The 19,224-nt window shown below is 66.9% G+C and carries 15 protein-coding genes and 1 riboswitch; of the genes, 6 read left to right on the top strand and 9 right to left on the bottom strand.

Annotated features, from left to right (window positions below; all coding sequences use genetic code 11):
- Positions 1–2 precede the first annotated feature (2 nt).
- Positions 3–449, bottom strand: coding sequence for a hypothetical protein (locus SR870_RS16780; RefSeq protein WP_322514678.1), 447 nt, complete (start codon positions 447–449; stop codon positions 3–5).
- A complete protein-coding gene (locus SR870_RS16775) occupies positions 446–922 on the bottom strand; it encodes a MarR family winged helix-turn-helix transcriptional regulator (protein WP_322514677.1) in 477 nt (158 codons plus the stop codon). The genes SR870_RS16780 and SR870_RS16775 overlap by 4 nt, the downstream gene beginning before the upstream one ends.
- Positions 923–1,039: 117 nt before the next feature.
- Here SR870_RS16775 and SR870_RS16770 point away from each other — a divergent pair, with 117 nt between their 5' ends.
- A complete protein-coding gene (locus SR870_RS16770; RefSeq protein ID WP_322514676.1) occupies positions 1,040–2,656 on the top strand; it encodes a sensor histidine kinase in 1,617 nt (538 codons plus the stop codon).
- Between the two features lie 14 nt (positions 2,657–2,670).
- Positions 2,671–3,036, top strand: a complete 366-nt coding sequence (locus SR870_RS16765; RefSeq protein ID WP_322514675.1) for a response regulator — start codon at positions 2,671–2,673, stop codon at positions 3,034–3,036.
- 34 nt (positions 3,037–3,070) lie between these two features.
- On the opposite strand, the gene SR870_RS16760 is transcribed toward SR870_RS16765, so the two are convergent.
- A complete protein-coding gene (locus SR870_RS16760; protein ID WP_322514674.1) occupies positions 3,071–4,423 on the bottom strand; it encodes a S41 family peptidase in 1,353 nt (450 codons plus the stop codon).
- Between the two features lie 266 nt (positions 4,424–4,689).
- Positions 4,690–7,488 (bottom strand): [protein-PII] uridylyltransferase, encoded by a 2,799-nt coding sequence (locus SR870_RS16755; RefSeq protein ID WP_322514673.1) that lies wholly within the window; start codon positions 7,486–7,488, stop codon positions 4,690–4,692.
- A 164-nt stretch (positions 7,489–7,652) separates the two neighbouring features.
- Between SR870_RS16755 and SR870_RS16750 the strand changes: the two genes are divergently transcribed.
- The 3 genes from SR870_RS16750 (at position 7,653) to mutT (ending at position 9,964) form a co-directional block, all read left to right on the top strand.
- The gene (locus SR870_RS16750) at positions 7,653–8,162 is read left to right on the top strand and encodes an OsmC family protein (protein ID WP_322514672.1); all 510 of its coding nucleotides are present in this window, start codon (positions 7,653–7,655) and stop codon (positions 8,160–8,162) included.
- Positions 8,163–8,250: 88 nt separating this feature from the next.
- Positions 8,251–9,492: a bifunctional glutamate N-acetyltransferase/amino-acid acetyltransferase ArgJ gene (gene argJ / locus SR870_RS16745; protein WP_322514671.1), complete on the top strand. Its 1,242-nt coding sequence runs from the start codon at positions 8,251–8,253 to the stop codon at positions 9,490–9,492.
- Between the two features lie 58 nt (positions 9,493–9,550).
- Positions 9,551–9,964 carry an 8-oxo-dGTP diphosphatase MutT gene (gene mutT / locus SR870_RS16740; RefSeq protein ID WP_322514670.1) on the top strand — a complete coding sequence of 138 codons (414 nt, stop codon included), beginning with the start codon at positions 9,551–9,553 and terminating at the stop codon, positions 9,962–9,964.
- Between the two features lie 142 nt (positions 9,965–10,106).
- Here mutT and SR870_RS16735 read toward each other — a convergent pair whose 3' ends face one another.
- The 5 genes from SR870_RS16735 to typA form a co-directional block, all read right to left on the bottom strand.
- Positions 10,107–11,600 (bottom strand): M20 family peptidase, encoded by a 1,494-nt coding sequence (locus tag SR870_RS16735; protein WP_322514669.1) that lies wholly within the window; start codon positions 11,598–11,600, stop codon positions 10,107–10,109.
- Positions 11,601–11,628: 28 nt separating this feature from the next.
- A complete protein-coding gene (gene ppa / locus SR870_RS16730) occupies positions 11,629–12,165 on the bottom strand; it encodes an inorganic diphosphatase (RefSeq protein ID WP_322514668.1) in 537 nt (178 codons plus the stop codon).
- A 75-nt stretch (positions 12,166–12,240) separates the two neighbouring features.
- A complete protein-coding gene (locus SR870_RS16725) occupies positions 12,241–12,750 on the bottom strand; it encodes a GNAT family N-acetyltransferase (RefSeq protein ID WP_322514667.1) in 510 nt (169 codons plus the stop codon).
- Positions 12,751–12,925: 175 nt separating this feature from the next.
- Entirely contained in the window at positions 12,926–14,194 is a 1,269-nt protein-coding gene (locus SR870_RS16720) for an NAD(P)/FAD-dependent oxidoreductase (protein ID WP_322514666.1), read from the bottom strand.
- Positions 14,195–14,312: 118 nt separating this feature from the next.
- Positions 14,313–16,136, bottom strand: a complete 1,824-nt coding sequence (typA, locus tag SR870_RS16715) for a translational GTPase TypA (protein ID WP_322514665.1) — start codon at positions 16,134–16,136, stop codon at positions 14,313–14,315.
- Between the two features lie 512 nt (positions 16,137–16,648).
- Positions 16,649–16,845, top strand: a riboswitch (cobalamin riboswitch).
- 105 nt (positions 16,846–16,950) lie between these two features.
- Between typA and SR870_RS16710 the strand changes: the two genes are divergently transcribed.
- Positions 16,951–19,224: a TonB-dependent siderophore receptor gene (locus SR870_RS16710; protein WP_322514664.1), complete on the top strand. Its 2,274-nt coding sequence runs from the start codon at positions 16,951–16,953 to the stop codon at positions 19,222–19,224.

The raw sequence follows: 19,224 nt of genomic DNA, 5'->3' as shown, positions 1-19,224 counted from the left end.
CGTCAGGCTTTCGCCGGGGCGAAGCGGTGGGTCAGCCTGAACCCGTCGCGGATGTTGAGGCCGAGCAAGGTCAGGTTGACCGCTCCCGCCACGAGTTCGATCGCCTGCACCACGGCGAAGCTCTGATCGAACAGCCCGGCGTCGGCGCGCTGCTGCAGAAAGAACGCGCAGGGCACCAGCACGGCGATGCCGTTGATGGCGATGATCGGCATGCGTCTGCGTTTGCTCGCGACGTCGGGGTGCTGCGACCGGCCGCCGAGCCTGAAGCCGCTGGCGCCGGCGAGCGCGATCGACGGCACCAGCAGCAGCAGGCCCCACAGGATCGCGCGCTTGACGGCCGCGATCCCTTCCGGATCGCCGCCGAGTTCGACGGCGACGGTCGACAGCCAGAAGCAGAGGATGGTGAGAAAGGCGATGATCCCGGCGACCGGGTGAAGCGTCCTGATCATTCTGAACTCCCGTTCTCGGTGTGAAGCTCGAGCCGGCCCCGCAGGGCCGCGAGGTTGTCGGTGGTCTTGCGCAGTTCGCGGGCGGCGAGCCCCGACGCCATCGCGTCGGCGACCGGCCGCCACAATTCGGTGGCGCGCGCGAACACGCGCTGGCCGCGCGGCGTCATCACCACCAGCCGGGCGCGCTTGTGCGCCGGGTTGGGGGCGAAGTCGACCAGGCCGGCTTCGGCCAGTTCGTCGACGATGCGCTGCACCGACTGGCGGGCGAGGCCCATATTGTCGGCGAGCCGGGCGACCGGAAACGTGCCGCCGCCGTGCGCGATCGATCCCAGCACCTGCCAGCGCGCGCTGCTGAGGCCGAGCGGCTTCACCAGCGCGTCGCCGAACCGGATCAAGGCGCCGTTGAGCCGGAACACTTCCAGCACCAGCGCATTGGCGGGATGGTCGAACGGTGCCTGGGGCTCGTCTTTCATGACAGCATACTGCCATATGGACAGGATGCTGTCAAATTGCTTCGGTTCGCGACCCCCGCGTATCGGCCTTGTGGGCTCGAGAGATCGGGTCAGACGCCGCTGAACTTTGGAGTTCCGTTGGAACCGCCGCACTACACCTTCGATCGCGACAGGCTGACGGCTCTTTCCCGGTTCGCCATTCTCGACACGCCCCCCGAGCGCGGCTTCGACGACATCGTCGAACTGGCGGCGCTGATCTGCGAAACGCCCGTGGCCCTGGTCAGCCTGGTGTCCGAGGATCGTCAGTGGTTCAAGGCGCGGATCGGGTTCGACGCCTGCCAGACCGACCTGAACAGTTCGGTATGCGCCCACGCGCTGATCGAACCCGATCTTCTCGTGGTTCCCGATCTGACGCGCGACGCGCGCACCCGGAACAATCCGCTGGTCACGGGCGATCCGTTCATCCGGTTCTACGCGGGCGCGCCGCTGCGCACGGCGGGGGGCCACGTGCTGGGCAGCCTGTGCGCGATCGATACCAGGATCCGGCCGGGCGGCCTCACCGACGCGCAAGCGATTGCCCTGCGGACCCTCGCGCGCCAGGTCGTGGCGCAGCTCGAATTACGCCTCGCCGTCGCGCAACGCGATGCGCTGCTCGCCGAGCAGAAGGCCGCGGAGATCCGCCGCAACGGCCTGCTCGAGATCGGCGACCGGCTGCGCGACGCCACCACGATCGGCGAGGTGACGCGCGCCGCCGCCAAGGTCGCCGGCGAAACGCTTCAGGTCGCGCGCGCCGCGTTCGGCCGGTTCGACGAAGGCGACGAGGTCGTCGAAATCGAACCGGACTGGACCGCGGAGGGCGTGGTGTCCGCGGCCGGACGGCACCGGCTCGCCGACTATGGCGACAATCTGCTGGCCGGCGTGCTGAGCGGGCAGCCGCTGGTGATCACCGACGTCACCACCGATCCCGCCACCGCGGGGCATATCGAGCCGCTGCTCGCGCTCGACATCCGGTCGCTGGTCAACATGCCGGTGATCGAACACGGCCGCACCGTGGCGATGCTGATCGTCCACGCCAGGCAGCCGCGGGCCTGGGCGCCGGAAGTGCTGGCCTATCTCGGCAACATCGCCGACCGGATCGAGACCGCCGTCGCCCGGCTGCGCGCCGAGGCGCAGCAGCGCCTGCTGAACGACGAACTCAGCCATCGCATGAAGAACACCATGGCGCTGGTGCAGGCGATCGCGTCGCAGACGTTGAAGAACGTCCCCGACAAGGCGCCCGTCAAGGCGTTTTCCGACCGGCTGCTCGCGCTCAGCATGGCCCACGACGTGTTGCTGCAGCAGGACTGGCGCTCCGCCCCGGTGCGCAGCATCGTCGAGACGGCGATCCGCATCTTCGACGATGTCGGCCGGTTCGACGTCTCGGGGGGCAGCGTCCCGCTGGGATCGCGGTCGGCGCTTTCGCTTGCGCTGCTGCTGCACGAGCTGACCACCAACGCCGCGAAATACGGCGCGCTGGCCAACGACAGCGGGCGCGTGCAGATTGCCTGGACGATCGAAGACGCGGACGGCGAAGCCGAGCTTCGGCTGCGGTGGCGTGAATCCGGCGGCCCTGCCGTCGCTCCGCCGTCGCGCCAGGGTTTCGGCTCGCGACTGCTGAAGATGGGGCTGGCGGGCACCGGCGGCGCGCAGCTTCATTATCATCCGGCGGGCGTCGAGGCGGAATTCAGTGTTTCGCTCGCCGAATTGCAGACCTAGCCGGGGCAGGACCAATGGTGGATCGAGAAACCGTCGTACTGGTCGTCGAGGACGAGCCCGTTCTGCGCATGAACGTGGTCGACCTCGTCGAAGATGCCGGCTTCGTCGCCGTCGAGGCGGCGAACGCCACGCAGGCCCTCGGCGTGCTCGAAAGCCGCTCCGACATCGGCATCATCCTGAGCGACATCGACATGCCGCCCGGCATCGACGGCACGGCGCTGGCCGCCATCGTCCACGATCGATGGCCACCGATCGCGATCATTCTGGTGTCCGGGCACGCCGCCGCCGAAGACGTCCGGATTCCGGGCGGCGGCGAGTTCTTCAGCAAGCCCTATCGAGGGGCCGACATCGTCGACGCGCTGAACCGGCTGGCGGCTTGACGCCGCCGCCGGCGTGCCGATCGGCGGGCGGCGATCACCGGGCGGAGGGCTGCGCCGCGGGGGGCTTGTCGAAGTAATTCACCGCGACCTTGAGCTGCGCGTCCTCGGGCTTGCCGATCAGGTCGGCGCGGATCGGCGCCGAATAGGCGGCCTTGTTCACGTCCTTGGCCGGCATGTCGGTCTGCGGCTTGGCGGCTGCGCCCGGGCGCTTGTCGAACTGGCCGGGATTGGCGATCGCGCCGCTCAGCGCGCTCTCCCGCACCAGCGGCCCGCCGCTGATCTGCTGATCCTTGGGCGCCTCCTCGATCACATCGGGGGTGATGCCGTCGTCCTGAATCGAGCGGCCCGAGGGGGTGTAGTACAGCGCCGTGGTGAGACGGACCGCGCCGTGGCCCTTGATCGGGATCACGGTCTGCACCGACCCTTTGCCGAAGCTCTGCGTGCCGATCACCGTGGCGCGCTTGCGATCCTGCAGCGCGCCGGCAACGATCTCGGAGGCCGAGGCCGAGGCGCCGTTGATCAGCACGACGACCGGGACACCCGGCAGCATGTCGCCCTTGGCCGGCGCATTGAAGACGTGCTGATCGTTCGCCTCGCGGCCGCGGATGCTGACCACGGCGCCGCCGTTGAGCAGATTGCCGGAGACATCGACCGCCGCGGTGAGGAGGCCGCCGGGATCGTTGCGGAGATCGATCACGAGCCCCTTCAGTCCGGTGCCGGCGGCGTCGGTCTTCAGCCTGGTCAGCGCGGACTTGAAGCCCTCGGACGTATCGTTGCCGAACTGGCTGATGCGCACATAGCCGATGCGGTCCGGCTTGAGTTCGGATTTGACCGAGGCGACGCGGATGATCTCACGCGTCAGCGACACGTCGAACGGCTCCTCCTTGCCGCGCAGGATGGTGATGGTCACCTTCGAGCCCGGCTCGCCGCGCAGCATGTCGACGACCTTGCGCAGGCTCATCCCCTGGGTGCTCGTGGCGCCGACCTTGATGATCATGTCGCCGGGCTCGAGGCGGGCCCGCGCCGCCGGGGTGTCGTCGATCGGCGAGACGATGCTCGGGACGCCGCCTTGTGCGGTGATCTGCATGCCGAGACCGCCGAACTGGCCCGACATGTCGGTCTGCATCTGCTTGAACTCGTCTTCGTCCATGTAGTCCGAATGCGGATCGAGGCGATTGAGCATGCCCTTGAGCGCGTCCTTGGTGAGCGCATCCTGGCCTACGGGATGCACATAGGCGCGATTGACGAGCTGGATGACGCCCGCGAGCAGCCCGAGGTCCGGCGTGGTCTTGTCCTCGCGCTGCAAAGCGAGGGCGGACACGATCGGAACCGCGACGATGGAGACGGCGGCGACGACGCGGATGACGAGCGGGCGAGCCTTGATCATGGGGCGGACTCTTCTGACGTTGGAAGTCGGACGCGGATGACGGTCCGACTGATTGAATAACTGATGATTGGATGATGGCGACGGATGTATGGCGCTGATCGTCGGAGGCGGTGCCTGCGCGTGCCCGGTGCGCGGCGATACTTCGGCTCGGCTTCGCTCCTTGGGGAACTTTGACCCGACCGCCGGCCGCGGCGATAAGTTCCCCGATGGTTTCGCGGCGGACGGCCGCCCGTCCGGGGCCGTGCGGGCCGCGTCGCCCTTTCCCGCTATGCCGCCGGCTGCTGCTCGGCGTCGCCATTGGCGAGCAGGTGGACCAGCGCGCGCTTGATCGCGGCCTGCCGGGTCGGCGCGGTGATCTGGGCGCCGAGCAGATCGGTGACGTAGAACACGTCGCGGGCGCGTTCGCCGAAGGTGGCGACATGGGCCGAGGCGATGTTGAGGTTCAGCTTCGAGATCGCGGTGGTGAGCTGATACAGCAGGCCGGGGCGGTCGAGGCCCGAGACCTCGATCACGGTGTAGCGGTCCGACCAGTTGTTGTTGATCGAGACTTCGGGCTCGACCACGAAGGCGCGCAGCTTGGTCCTGCCGCTGGTGGCGCGGCGGGCGACCGCTTCGGGCAGCCGCAGCTTGCCTTCCAGCACCTCCTCGATCATCTCGCCGATCCGCGTGGCCCTGCGGCCCTCGTCCTCGTCGCGGTCGTATTCGCGGCGGATCGAGATCGTGTCGAGCGCGCGGCCGTCGGTGGTGGTGTAGATCTGGGCGTCGACGATGTTGGCGCCGGCCGACGCGCAGGCGCCGGCGATGACCGACAGCAGCCAGGGATGGTCGACCGCCAGAATGGTCAGTTCGGTGACGCCGCGCGCCTCGTCGAAGCCGACATTGATCGCGAGCTTGTGGCCGGCCTGTTCGGACGCGCGCAGGAAGCGGGCGTGGCGGATTTTTCGCGCCAGCTCGACCTTGAGCCAGTAGGCCGGGTAGTGCCGCGCCACATAGGCGTCGAGCTCGGCCTCCGGCCATTCGGTGAAATTGGCGCGGAATTCGGCCTGCGCGCTGCGGATGCGCTCGGCGCGGTTGACCTCGGAGAAGCCGCCGGTCAGCACCGGCTCGGTCTCGTAGTACAGCGTGCGGATCAACTGCGCCTTCCAGCCGTTCCAGACCCCGGGGCCGACGCCGCGGATGTCGGCGGTGGTGAGGATGGTCAGGAGCTTCATCTGCTCGACCGATTCGACCACGGCGGCGAAATTCTCGATCGTCTTGCGGTCCGACAGATCGCGCGACTGCGCCACCGTCGACATCACCAGATGCTTGTCGATCAGCCAGGCGATCAGTTCGGTGTCGGCGGCGTTGAAGCCGAACCGCGGACACAGCCGCCGCGCCACCTTGGCGCCGGCGGTGGAGTGGTCCTCGGGCTGGCCCTTGGCGATGTCGTGCAGCAGCACCGCGACGTACAGCACCGCGCGATGGTCGGGTCGGATTTTCCGGATGAGGTCGGACGACAGCATGAACTCGTCGTTGCCGCCGCGCTCGATCTCCTGGAGATTGCCGACGCAGCGCAGCAGGTGCTCGTCCACCGTGTAGCTGTGATACATGTTGAACTGCATCATCGAGACGATGCGGCCGAAGGCGCGGATGAAGCGGCCGAGCACGCCGGTCTCGTTCATCCGCCGCAGCACCGGCTCGGCATTGTCCGAGGTCAGGATCTCGATGAACAGCCGGTTGGCCTCGGGATCGTCGCGGAGCTGGGCGTTGATCAGTTGCAGCGAGCGCGTCACCGTCCGCATCGCGTCGGGATGGAAGGCGAGGCTGTTCTTCTGCGCCAGCCGGAAGATCCGGATCAGATTGACCGGGTCGTGCTTGAACACGTCCGGCATCGCGCAATTGATGCGGTTGTTGTCGATGACGAAATCGTCGCTCTCCGGCACCCGGCGGCGCGTCGTGCCGGGCCGCAGCCGCGCCATCATCCGCGACAGCGCCGGCGCCGGCTTGGCCTGCTGGTCCTCGAGCTTGGCGCACAGGATCGCGGTCAGATTGCCGACCTTCTTGGCGATCAGGAAGTAGTGCTTCATGAAGCGCTCGACGTCCTGCATCCCGGGATGCGAGGTGTAGCCGAGCCGCACCCCGATCTCGCGCTGCAGGTCGAACGACAGCCGCTCCTCGGCGCGTCGGGTCAGGAAGTGCAGGTTGCAGCGCACCGACCAGAGGAAATCCTCGCAGCGGCGGAAGGTGCGGAATTCGATCTGGTCGAACACGCCGTGTTCGAGCAGTTCGCTGGTGCCGCGGACGCGGTAGACGTATTTGGCGATCCAGAACAGCGTGTGCAGGTCGCGCAAGCCGCCCTTGCCGTCCTTGACGTTGGGCTCGACCAGATAGCGCGACTGGCCGGAGCGGCGGTGGCGCTCCTCGCGCTCGGCGAGCTTGGCGGTGACGAATTCGGCGGCGGTGCCCTCGACCACCTCCTTGTCGAAGCGGTCGACCAGTTCCTGATACAGCGCCTTGTCGCCGGTCAGGAACCGGGTCTCCAGAATCGCCGTCCGGATCGTCATGTCGGCGCGCGCCTGGCGGATCGATTCATCGACCGAACGGGTGGCGTGGCCGACCTTGAGGCCGATGTCCCACAGGCAATACAGGATCACCTCGGCGACCTGCTCGCCCCAGGCGGTCTGCTTGTAGGGCAGGATGAACAACAGATCGATGTCGGATTCCGGCGCCATCAGCCCGCGGCCGTAGCCGCCGGTGGCGACCACCGACATCCGCTCCGAGCTCGACGGCGTCGGCGAATTGTACAGATACTGCGTCGCCGCCATGAACAGCAGGCGGATGATCTCGTCCTGGACGAAGCACAGCCGCTCGGCGCAGCGCCGGCCGTGGCGGTCGCGCAGCAATTGCGCCTCGGCCTCGGCGCGCGATTTCGCCAGCTCGGCCTTCATCAGCATCGCCAGCGCGGTGCGGAAGCCCTGGCCATTGCCGGCGTGCTGCTCGGCCAGCACCGCGATCTCGGCGGTGATCCGCGGGGTATCGAACCGCTCGTCGGCGGCCGGCCGTTGAGGTGTCACGACTTTGTCCATGCGACTCCGGATATCGGACGCCGCCTGCGCTGTCACGAAATTCCGTGTGAACAGCCACGCCGGCGCCCCCGGCTCGTCGGCCGCTACGCCTTCAGTTCCGGTCGGCGAGGTGACAGCGGGCGAATTCCGGCATTAGATACCAAAAAACAATGAGGGAGAGAACCATGGACGCCGCCACGCTGCGCGCCACCCAGGCGCCGCTCAAGGAGCGCTTCAAGTCCGACCCGGACGCCGCGCTGATCACGCTGACGGCCAAAGGCGCGGTCGACGGCCCGGGCATCGCCTGCCGGCTCGAGACCGGCCGCGGGTTGGCGCAGGCCGGCCTGCATCCGTCGGCCGGCGGCTCCGGGCTCGATCTGTGCTCCGGCGACATGCTGCTGGAGGCGCTGGTGGCCTGTGCGGGGGTGACGCTGAAGACGGTCGCCACCGCGATCGAGTTGCCGCTGACCGATGGCCGCGTCACCGCGGAGGGCGACCTCGACGTGCGCGGCGCGCTCGGCATCGACAAGGACGCGCCGGTCGGCTTCCGCGAAATCCGGCTGCGCTTCGAGGTCGGCACCGACGCGCCGCAGGACAAGCTCGATCTGTTGCTCAGGCTCACCGAGCGCTATTGCGTGGTGTACCAGACCATCAGGAACGGCCCGAAGGTCTCGGTGTCGCTGCAGCGGGTGTGAGCGGGGCGATTGCTCTCGTTCGCTTGTTATGAGACATCGGGGCGCCGCGCGCTCCGCCGGGGAGCCGCGCGAATCCGAAAGCGCTCCGATGTCCAGCTCCGTCTCTCCGCTCGCGCCGACCAACGTTCCCACGCTGCCGGAGCTCGCCGGCGTCCGCCTCGCCACCGCGGCGGCCGGCATCCGCTACAAGAACCGCACCGACGTGCTGCTGGTGGCGCTCGATCCCGGCACCACGGTGGCGGGCGTGTTCACCACCTCGAAATGTCCGTCGGCGCCGGTCGAATGGTGCCGCGACAACCTCAAGGGCGGCACCGCGCGGGTGCTGGTGGTCAATTCCGGCAACGCCAACGCCTTCACCGGCAAGACCGGCCGCAAGGCGACGACGCTGACCGCGTCGATCGCCGCCAAGGCGATCGGCTGCAAGCCGGCCGACGTGTTCCTCGCCTCCACCGGCGTGATCGGCGAACCGCTCGACGCCACCAAATTCGACGGCGTGCTGGGCACGCTCGCCGAGACCGCGCAGCCCGGCGGCTGGCTGGACGCCGCCAAGGCGATCATGACCACCGACACCTTTCCGAAGGTGGCGACCAAGACCGTGAAGCTCGGCAAGGCCAAGGTCACGATCAACGGCATGGCCAAGGGCGCCGGCATGATCGCGCCCGACATGGCGACGATGCTGTCCTTCGTCTTCACCGACGCGCCGCTGTCGGCGTCGTGCCTGCAGGCGCTGCTCAAGGCCGGCGTCGCCGACACCTTCAATGCGGTGACGATCGATGGTGATACCTCGACCTCCGACACGCTGCTGGCGTTCGCCACCGGCGCCGCGGCTAAAAATGGCGCGCCAAAAATTTCGCGGGCGTCCGATCCGCGGCTGACCGCGTTCGTCAAGGCGTTCAACGCGGTGCTGGCCGATCTCGCCGAGCAGGTCGCGCGCGACGGCGAGGGCGCCCGCAAGCTGGTCGAGATCATCGTCGACGGCGCGACCTCCAAGGCCTCGGCGCGAAAAATCGCGCTGTCGATCGCCAATTCGCCGCTGGTGAAGACCGCGATCGCCGGCGAGGACGCCAATTGGGGCCGCGTGGTGATGGCGGTCGGCAAGGCCGGCGAGCCGGCCGATCGCGACAAGCTGTCGATCGCGTTCAACGGCATCCGCGTCGCCAAGGCCGGCGCGCGCGATCCGTCCTATGACGAGAAGGAAGTCTCGGCGGCGATGAAACAGCCGGAAATCCAGATCAAGGTCGGCCTCGGCCTCGGCAAGGGCCGCGACCGCGTGCTGACCTGCGATCTCACCAAGGAATATGTCGCGATCAATGGTGACTATCGGTCGTGATCTGCAATCACAGACTCTCAACGTCATTCCGGGCCCGCGCCAAGAGGCGCGTCCCGGAATGACAAAATCGGTGAAGCTCCTCCTCGTCGTCGCCGTGGCGCTGATCGACGCCGACAATCGCGTGCTGATCGCGCAGCGGCCGAAGCACAAGCAGCTCGGCGGGCTGTGGGAGTTTCCCGGCGGCAAGGTCGATGCCGGCGAGCGGCCGGAGGGCGCGCTGATCCGTGAACTGCAGGAAGAACTCGGCATCACCGTGAAGGAGGCCTGCCTGGCGCCGCTGACATTTGCGAGCCATGCCTATGAGGATTTTCACCTGCTGATGCCGCTGTATGTGTGCCGGCGCTGGGACGGGCAGGTGATGCCGCGCGAGGGCCAGGAACTGGCCTGGGTCCGCGCCAACAAGCTGCGCGACTACCCGATGCCGCCGGCGGATATCCCGCTGATCCCGCCGCTGATCGAACTGCTGATGTAGTTCGCCGGCCAAGGCCGAAGACGTCATGCGCGGGCTTGACCCGCCATCCATCCATCTTCGCAAGATGATGGATCGCCGGGTCGAGCCCGGCAATGACGATGCGCGTGATGCTCCGACTCCGCCAGGATCGGAGATGGTGTGCTCAGCCGGCGGTGTTCTGGATCAGCCGCACATAGAACCGGATCATGTCGGCGTAGTTCTTGATGCTGATCCGTTCGTTGGTGCCGTGGAAGCGCTTCAGGTCTTCGGAGGTGGCGCGCACCGGCGAGAACCGGAGGATGTTGTCGGCCACCGCCGAATAGTGCCGCGAATCGGTGGCGGCGATCATCAGGCCGGGCGCGACGATCACGTCGGGGAAAATCTCGCGGATGGTGCGGTTGAGGGCGACGTAGGACGGGCCCGCGGTGCCGGTCACCGGCGGCGGGTCGAAATTGCCCTCGAAGCCCTGGATTGCGATCCGGTCGTTGGCGACGCTGGTGCGGACGTGATCGGTGACGCTGGCCTGGGTGTCGCCGGGCAGCAGCCGGAAATTGACGCTGGCCTCGGCGATCCCGGGCAGCACATTATCCTTGTCGCCGGCGTTGAACACGGTCAGCGCCGTGGTGGTCCGCACCATCGCCTCGGTGGTGCCGCTCTTGGCGAATTCGCGCAGCAGCAGAGGCTTGAACAACCACAGATTCGACAGCACCACGCGGTTGAAGCCGCGCATTTCCGGCGCCAGCGTGTCGAACATGTCGGCGACCGAGCCGCGCACCCGCATCGGCAGGCGGTTGTCTTCGAGATGCGTCAACGCCGCCGCCAGCATCCCGATCGCGGTGTCGCGCGGCGGCATCGAGGAATGGCCCGGCGTGCCGCGCGCGGTCAGCACCAGCGTCGCGTAACCCTTTTCCGAGACGCCGATCAGTGCGGCCGGCCGGTCGAGGCCCTTCATGATGCCGTCGGTGATCAGCAGGCCCTCGTCGAGCACGAAGTCGAGCCGGACGTTTCGCGCGGCGAGCAGGTCGGCGATCTGCTTGGCGCCGCGCAGGCCGGAGACTTCCTCGTCGTGACCGAAGGCGAAATAGATCGTCCGCTTCGGCCGGAAGCCCTGCTTCGCCATCTGCTCGGCGGCCTCGAGCATGGCGTAGAGGTTGCCCTTGTCGTCCCACGAGCCGCGGCCCCAGACGAAGCCGTCGGCGATCACGCCGTCGAACGGCTTGTGCTGCCAGTCCTGTTCGGTCTTCGGCGCGATCGGCACCACGTCCTGATGCGCCAGCAGCGCGATCGGCCGGGCCTGCGGATCGGTGCCCGATCCCGATCCTTGCCAGGTGTAGAGCAGGCTCTTGCCGTTCACGAGTTCGCGCGTCGCGGCGGCGTGGAACGCCGGGAAGCTCGCCGCGATATGCGCCTGCATCCCGCGCAGGGCGTCGGCGTCCTGCTCGGGGTTGAGGAAGTTGGAGATGGTCCGAAAACGGATCGCCTCGGCGAGGCGTTGCGCCGCGCCCTGTTCGTCGACCGCGATCGGCGGCACCGCGGCGACGTCGATCTGCCGCGAGGGCTGGCGAAAGGTGTTGTAGGCCAGCACCGCGGCGAGGCCGGCGACCGCGAGGATCGCCACCACCACGACAGCGCGGATCCATCTCAGCAGCCGGCGCATCGCAGTCCCCTCCGCGGCCGGCGACGCCTCAGACCTTCGCTGCCTTCGCCCGCTCGATGCCTTCGAGGATCAGCTTGTGGGCATCCTCGGCGCCGCCCCAGCGCAGGATCTTCACCCATTTGCCGGGCTCGAGATCCTTGTAGTGTTCGAAGAAGTGCTGGATCTGCTGCAGGGTGATGTCGGGCAGGTCCGAATAGGTCTTCACCCGGTCGTAGCGCTGGGTCAGCTTCGACGACGGCACCGCGATGATCTTCTCGTCGTGGCCGGCCTCGTCGCTCATGAACAGCACGCCCACAGGACGCACGCTCATCATCGCGCCCGGCACGATGCCGCGGGTGTTGGCGACCAGCACGTCACAGGGATCGCCATCGTCCGACAGCGTGTGCGGGATGAAGCCGTAATTCCCCGGATAGCGCATCGCGGTATAAAGAAACCGGTCGACCACCAATGTTCCGGCGGCCTTGTCCATCTCGTATTTGATCGGCTCGCCGCCGACCGGAACCTCGATGATCACGTTGACGTCATGGGGTGGGTTGACGCCGACGGGAATTGCGTCAATGCGCATCGAGAACTCCGGGGTGATTGATTACGGGGACGTCCCGAATAGCCCGAGCTTGCGCCGTTCGCCAGCGCAAAAACGTCAGTTGCTCCAGGCGAACGCCACCTTGTCGAGCGACTTTTGGCCGAACCGCTCCGAGGAGCGCGCCACCATCCGGCCGCCCAGCGCGCGGTAGAACTCGGTCGCCGGCTCGTTGTCCGACAGCGCCCAGATCACCATGCTCTTCAGGCCGCTCTGCACCAGGTCGCGCCGCGCCGCTGTGAACAGCCGCCGGCCGAAGCCCAGACCCTGGAATTCCGGCCGCAGATACAGCTCGTAGACCTCGCCGTCGAAATGCAGGCTGCGGGCGCGGTTCCGGCCGTAATTGGCGTAGCCGGCGACCTTGTCGCCGAAACACAGAACGCTGACCCGGCTGCCCTTCCGGATCGCCGAGTCCCACCAGTTCGGGCCGCGGCGGTTGATCAGCTTTTCCAGCTCGGCGCCGGGGATGATGCCCTGATAGGCGGACCGCCAAGCCTCGTCATGGGTGGCGGCGACCGCGGAAGCATCCGCAGCCCTGGCCGGCCGAACCTCGATCAGCGTTGTGCTCATGACGCCGATCAAAGCAAGTCGCGGGCGCGGCATCAAGGTCCAACGTTAATTATCGGTTAACATGTGGATTTTCTGCATCACCGTGGACAGGAATGTGCCGGAATCGGACAGGATGGGGCGGAGAGCGGCCGGATGAGACGTTCTGCACCGCAGCGCTGCGCGGTTCGTCAGAGGGTCACATAAGCTTCGCCGCTGCTACTACGCGCTTAGCCATCACCTCCCGCGCCGCCCGCTCTCCCGAATCTCGCGCGCCGTGGGCGGTGGAGAAGAAGTGGGGCGAGGTGGCTTCGCCGGCGAAGAACAGGCGGTTGTCGACCGGCGCGGCCAGTATGGCGCGGGCGCCGGCGTGGCCGGGCAATGCGTGCGAATAGGAGCCGCGCGTGAAGGGGTCGCGCGTCCAGCGCGATTCCGCCAGCGGCGATAATTTGCGGCGGATGTCGTTGCCGAGCAGGTCGGCGATCTCGTCGATGCTCTGCGCCGCGAATGCGCCGTCGCCGGCGTCTTCGAGTTCGCGCGCGAAGCGGCCGCCGAAGAAGCCTTCGATGCAGTCCAGGCCGAACGGGCGCAGATGATAGCTCCCCATCGCGGCGCGCATGGTGGCGCCGCGCAGATTGCCGTCGGCGGGAAAGCCGTTCGGGTCGGACAGCTTCAGCATCACCTTGTCGTCGGCGCCGAGCGGCAGGCCGCGGGCGGCCTCGACCTTGTCGGGCAACTCCGGCAAGAACCGGATCGCTTCGTCGGCGATCAGGTTGGTCGGCACGGTGATAATGATGTTGCCCGCCGTGAGCGGGCCTTGCGATGTTTCGATCCTCAGTTGCAGACCGGAGTGATCGATCACGCTGACGGCGCAGTTCAGCGCGACCGGGCACGGCGCGCCATAGGCCGCGATCAGCGCGCCATAGCCGGCGCGAATCCGCCAGTTCACCCCGGTGTCGCGATAGGCCTCGACGTCGTGGATCGAGATGCGGTCGAGTTCGGCGCCGTTGACGTAAGTCGACACCGCATCGATCATCGGATTCCAGCGGTTGCCGGGTTCGAGCAGGGTCGCGGCGGCCGCATCGGTCTTGCGCTTGGCGGCGCGCCAGACGCGCTCATAGAAGGCATCGAGCGCCTTGCTGAAGGCGGCGCGCTGGCGCGGCGGAAACACGTCGCCGAAGCTGCGCTCGCTCCATGGCGGATGCGTGGTGTCGATCGCGATGCCGAGCTGCCCGGCGATGCCGACGAAGGAGTTCTCGTCGGCCGAATGCAGCCAGCCGCAGCCGACGTCGAAGGCGATCTCGGGCGTCACCATCCTGGTGAAGGCACGGCCGCCGATGCGGTCGCGCGCTTCCAGCACGATCACCGACAGGCCGGATTTCTCCAGCGCCCGCGCCGCGCCGAGGCCGGCCGCGCCGGCGCCGATGATGGCGACATCGACGGAGGAGGGGAAGCGTTGCTGAGACATGGTTCAGCGTTCTTACCACGCCGATGACGGCGCTACGATGTCACGGTGCGCGGCCGAAACGACAATGCCCGGCGCGAGGCCGGGCATTGTGCAATTCGGAACATTGAAGTTCGAAGGATCAGGCGACCGCCTGCTTCGACTTCTCGGCGCGCTTGCGCTCGTTGGCGTCGAGGTGGCGCTTGCGCAGGCGGATCGACTTCGGGGTGATCTCGACCAGCTCGTCGTCCTCGATATAGGCCAGCGCCTTTTCCAGCGTCATCCGGATGGGCGGGGTGAGGCGAACCGCCTCGTCCTTCGAGGTGGTGCGGATGTTGGTGAGCTGCTTGCCCTTGAGGACGTTGATCTCGAGATCGTTGTCGCGGGTGTGCTCGCCGACGATCATGCCCTTGTAGACCTTCCAGCCGGGCTCGATCATCATCGGGCCGCGGTCTTCCAGCTTGAACATCGCGTAGGCGACCGCCTCGCCCTGATCGTTGGAGATCAGCACGCCGTTGCGGCGGCCCTGGATCTCGCCGCGATACGGCAGGTAGTTGTGGAACAGCCGGTTCATGATGGCCGTGCCCTTGGTGTCGGTCATCAGTTCGCCCTGATAGCCGATCAGGCCGCGGGTCGGCGCGTAGAACACCAGCCGCAGCCGGTTGCCGCCGGACGGGCGCATCTCGATCATCTCGGCCTTGCGCTCGCTCATCTTCTGCACGACGACGCCGGAGAACTCCTCGTCGACGTCGACCACGACTTCCTCGACCGGCTCCAGCAACTGGCCGTTCTCGTCTCGGTTGAGCACCACGCGCGGACGCGACACGCTCAGCTCGAAACCTTCGCGGCGCATGTTCTCGATCAGGATCGCGAGCTGCAATTCGCCGCGGCCCGACACTTCCATCGCGTCCTTGTCGGCGGCCTCGACGACGCGCAGCGCGACGTTGCCTTCGGCTTCGCGCAGCAGGCGGTCGCGGATCAGGCGGCTGGTGACCTTGTCGCCTTCGGTGCCGGCGAGCGGCGAGTTGTTGACGATGAACGACATCGACACGGTCGGCGGATCGATCGGCTGGGCCTGGATCGGGGTGTCGACCGACGGATCGCAGAAGGTGTCGGCGACGGTGCCCTTGGTGAGCCCCGCGATCGCGACGATGTCGCCGGCTTCGGCGATATCCAGCGGCACGCGCTCGAGGCCGCGGAAGGCGAGGATCTTGGTGATGCGGCCGGTCTCGACCAGCTTGCCGTCACGCGACAGCACCTTGACGCTCTGGTTCGGCTTCAGCGTGCCCGACGCGATGCGACCGGTGATGATGCGGCCGAGATAGGGGTTGGCTTCGAGGATGGTGCCGAGCAGGCGGAACGGACCTTCTTCGACCGACGGCGACGGGACGTGCTTCATCACCAGTTCGAACAGCGGGCGCATGCCGTCTTCGTGGTTGCCGTCGGGCTTGTCCGACATCCAGCCGTTCTTGCCCGAGCCGTACAGGATCGGGAAGTCGAGCTGATCGTCGGTGGCGTCGAGCGCGGCGAACAGGTCGAACACTTCGTTGACCACTTCGGTGACGCGGGCGTCGGAACGGTCGACCTTGTTGATCGCGACGATCGGCTTGAGGCCGAGCTTCAGCGCCTTGCCGACGACGAATTTGGTCTGCGGCATCGGGCCTTCGGCGGCGTCGACCAGCACGATCACGCCGTCGACCATCGACAGGATGCGTTCGACCTCGCCGCCGAAATCGGCGTGGCCCGGGGTGTCGACGATGTTGATGTGGGTGTCGTCCCACACCACCGAGGTGCATTTGGCCAGAATGGTGATGCCGCGCTCGCGCTCGAGATCGTTGGAGTCCATCGCGCGCTCGACCTGGCGCTGGTTGTCGCGATAGGTGCCGGACTGCTGCAGCAGTTTGTCGACGAGGGTGGTCTTGCCGTGGTCGACGTGTGCGATAATGGCGATGTTACGGATGTTCATGGGTTCTCTGTCGGGTCCTGCGGGCCGGGTGCCGGTCATCAGCGCGATCGCAGGCAAGCCACGGAAGGCGCCTTCATGGCGCGCCGCAATTTACCTGTGCCTGAAACGCGCGGGGCAATTCCAAAAAACAGGCCCGGCCGAATGAGGGCCGGGCACTTGCACGCGTTGCGACGCAATATAACCAAAAAACGCGAAAAAACAATGACGATCGGGGATTTGTTGTTTTCCCGAGCGGCGTCCGGGGCTTGCGCGGACTGAAGCCGGCCCGTCGCTTCGCATGGCTGGCCTGGACCATCGGCAGTCTTTCGATACCGGCCGAATTGGATCGGTCGAATCTCAGGTGGTAAGGCTTGCCGGCGGAGAATGTTACGTTATAACATTACATACACGGAACCTCTCGTCTCGCAACAGGGCCCAGCCATACAGCGATGCCACCAGCGAATCGCCCGACCCGTTCGACTTACGGATGGGAAAACACCGGGCGCGTTCGTTGACAGCGTTCGGAAACCTCCAGTACGGTCGCACCCGACGGTTCCCGCAAGGGATCAATAGGGAATGCGGTGAGGATCGCGCGATCCGATTCCGCGGCTGCCCCCGCAACTGTGAGCGGCGAGCCTTTCGCCACACGCCACTGGGCCTCGCGCCTGGGAAGGCGGCGAAAGGCACGGACCCGCGAGCCAGGAGACCTGCCGTCGTTCGTGGTCACACGCGAGCGCATCGGGCGGGGTGTCCTGGTGAGTGTCGAACCGCGGCCATCCGGCTGCGGCAAGGCCTTGGCTTGCGGTGACGTGCCACGTTAACCGCGAGTCCTTCGATGTTCCCCTCTCCGACTGCTTCCGGGCGCAACCGTCGCCTGTTGTCCTCCGTCGCCTTGACGGCTCTGCTGTGGCCGGCTGCCGGCCAAGCCCAATCAGCGCCGCGCGGCCTCGACCCGATCGTGGTCGAAGGTCAGACCGCACGACCCGCCAAGCCGCGCGCGGCGGCATCGACCGCCGGCTCGTCGCGCCTGCGCCGATCTCAAGCGCCCTCGTCGCGCCCGACGGCTGCGCCCGCAGCCGCGGCGCCGTCTGCCGCCGTGGCGGCGGTGCCGACCTTCAACCTCGGCACGATGGCATCCAGCGCCAGCCGGCTCGGACTGACGCCGCTGCAGACGCCGGCCTCGGTCGAAATCATCAAGAGCGAAACCATCGCCGAGCGCGGCCAGCACAATGTGACCGACGCGGTGACGCAGAACGCGACCGGCTTCACCGCGAGCCCCGCGCCCGGCAATGGCGGCCTGTCCTTCGCGACCCGCGGCTTCAGCGGCAACGGCACGGTGATGTCGCTGTATGACGGCACCCGGATGTATGTCGGCTCGGGCACCATGACGTTCCCGTTCGACACCTGGACGGCGCAGCGCATCGAGGTGCTGCGCGGCCCGGCCTCGGTGATGTACGGCGAAGGCGCGATCGGCGGCGCCATCAATGTCATTTCGAAGAAGCCGCTCTGGCTGCCGCGCAACGAGGCCGAGATCTCGCTCGACACCAATCTGACGCGGCGGCTCGCGGTCGACTCGGGCGGTCCGATCAACCCGAATGTCAGCTATCGGCTGGCGGCGATCGGCAACATGTCGGACGGCTGGGTCGATCGCGACAACACCTCGAATGTCGCGATCTCCGGTTCGGTGCGGGTGCAGGCCGCCGACAATCTCGCCTTCACGCTGAGCGAGGACTACGCCGATCGCAGCCCGTCGCGCTATTTCGGCACGCCGCTGGTGGGAGGCCAGATCGACAAATCGCTGCGGTTCCAGAACTACAATGTCGGCGACAGCAGCATCCGCTATCGCGACAACTGGACCCAGCTCAAGACCGAGTGGGACGTCACCCCCGGCGTCTCGGTGAAAAACGTCAGCTATTATCTCAGCAGCCACCGGCACTGGAAGGACGTCGAGAGCTACGCCTACAGCCCGTCGACCGGCAACATCAACCGCAGCTCCTACATCGAGATCTTCCACGATCAGGAGCAAATCGGCAGCCGGACCGACGCGACCTTCAAGGGTCACCTGTTCGGCCTCGCCAACGAATTCGTCGCCGGCTTCGACGTCAACCGGATCGCCTTCAGCCACACCAATAATTCGCCCTATTCCGGCACGTCCACCGTCACCCCTTACAATTTCGATCCCGGCGGCTTTCTCTGGGTGAGCTCGACCCGGCCGAGCTTCCATACGCTGACCACCCAATACGGCCTCTTCGCCGAGAACCGACTCAGCCTGACCGAACAATTATCGGTGGTCACGGGAGTCCGGTCCGATCATCCGACGGTCGAGCGCACCGATTTCGTGACGCCGTCGAACAGTTTCGAGAAGACCTATTCGGCGCCGAGCTGGCGCGCCGGGCTGGTGTACAATCCGATCCCGGATCTGGCGCTCTACGGGCAGTATTCGACCGCGGTCGATCCGGTCACCAATCTGATCACCATGACCGGCGTCAACCGCGACTTCGCGCTGTCGACCGGCAAGCAGGTCGAAATCGGCATCAAGCAGCAACTCGCCGGCGGCCGCGCCGAATGGACGCTGTCGGCCTATCAGATCGTCAAGAACAACCTGCTGGCGCGCGATCCGTCCGACCCCAAAAACACCAACCCGCTGCAGATCGGCCAGCAATCCTCGCGCGGCATCGAGGCGTCGGCGGGCGTCAAGGTCACCGACACCTTGCGGCTCGACGCCAATGTCGCCTGGCTGCGCGCCAAATACGACGACTTCACCCAGGTGGTCGGCGGTCGGGTGGTGAACTACGCCGGCAATGTGCCGGCCAACGTGCCGCAGGTGGTCAGCAACATCTGGGCGACCTGGGCGTTCGCACCGACCTGGTCGGCCAATGCCGGCGTGCAGCTCGTCGGCGATACCTATGCCGACAACGCCAACACGCTGGTGCGGCCGGCCTACAATGTCGTCAATGCCGGCCTGATGTGGAAGCCGGATGCGCAGCAGACCTTCGCGCTTCGTGTCTACAACATGTTCGACACGGTCTACGCGACCTCCGGCGGCACCACGCAGTGGATCCTCGGAATGCCCCGCACCGCGGAGCTGTCCTACAACGTCAAGTTCTGA

The sequence above is a fragment of the Rhodopseudomonas palustris genome (assembly GCF_034479375.1).
GTDB classification, from domain to species: Bacteria; Pseudomonadota; Alphaproteobacteria; order Rhizobiales; family Xanthobacteraceae; genus Rhodopseudomonas; species Rhodopseudomonas palustris_M.
The sequence above is the reverse complement of the archived record's forward strand: the minus strand, read 5'-3'. Positions and strand labels throughout refer to the sequence as shown.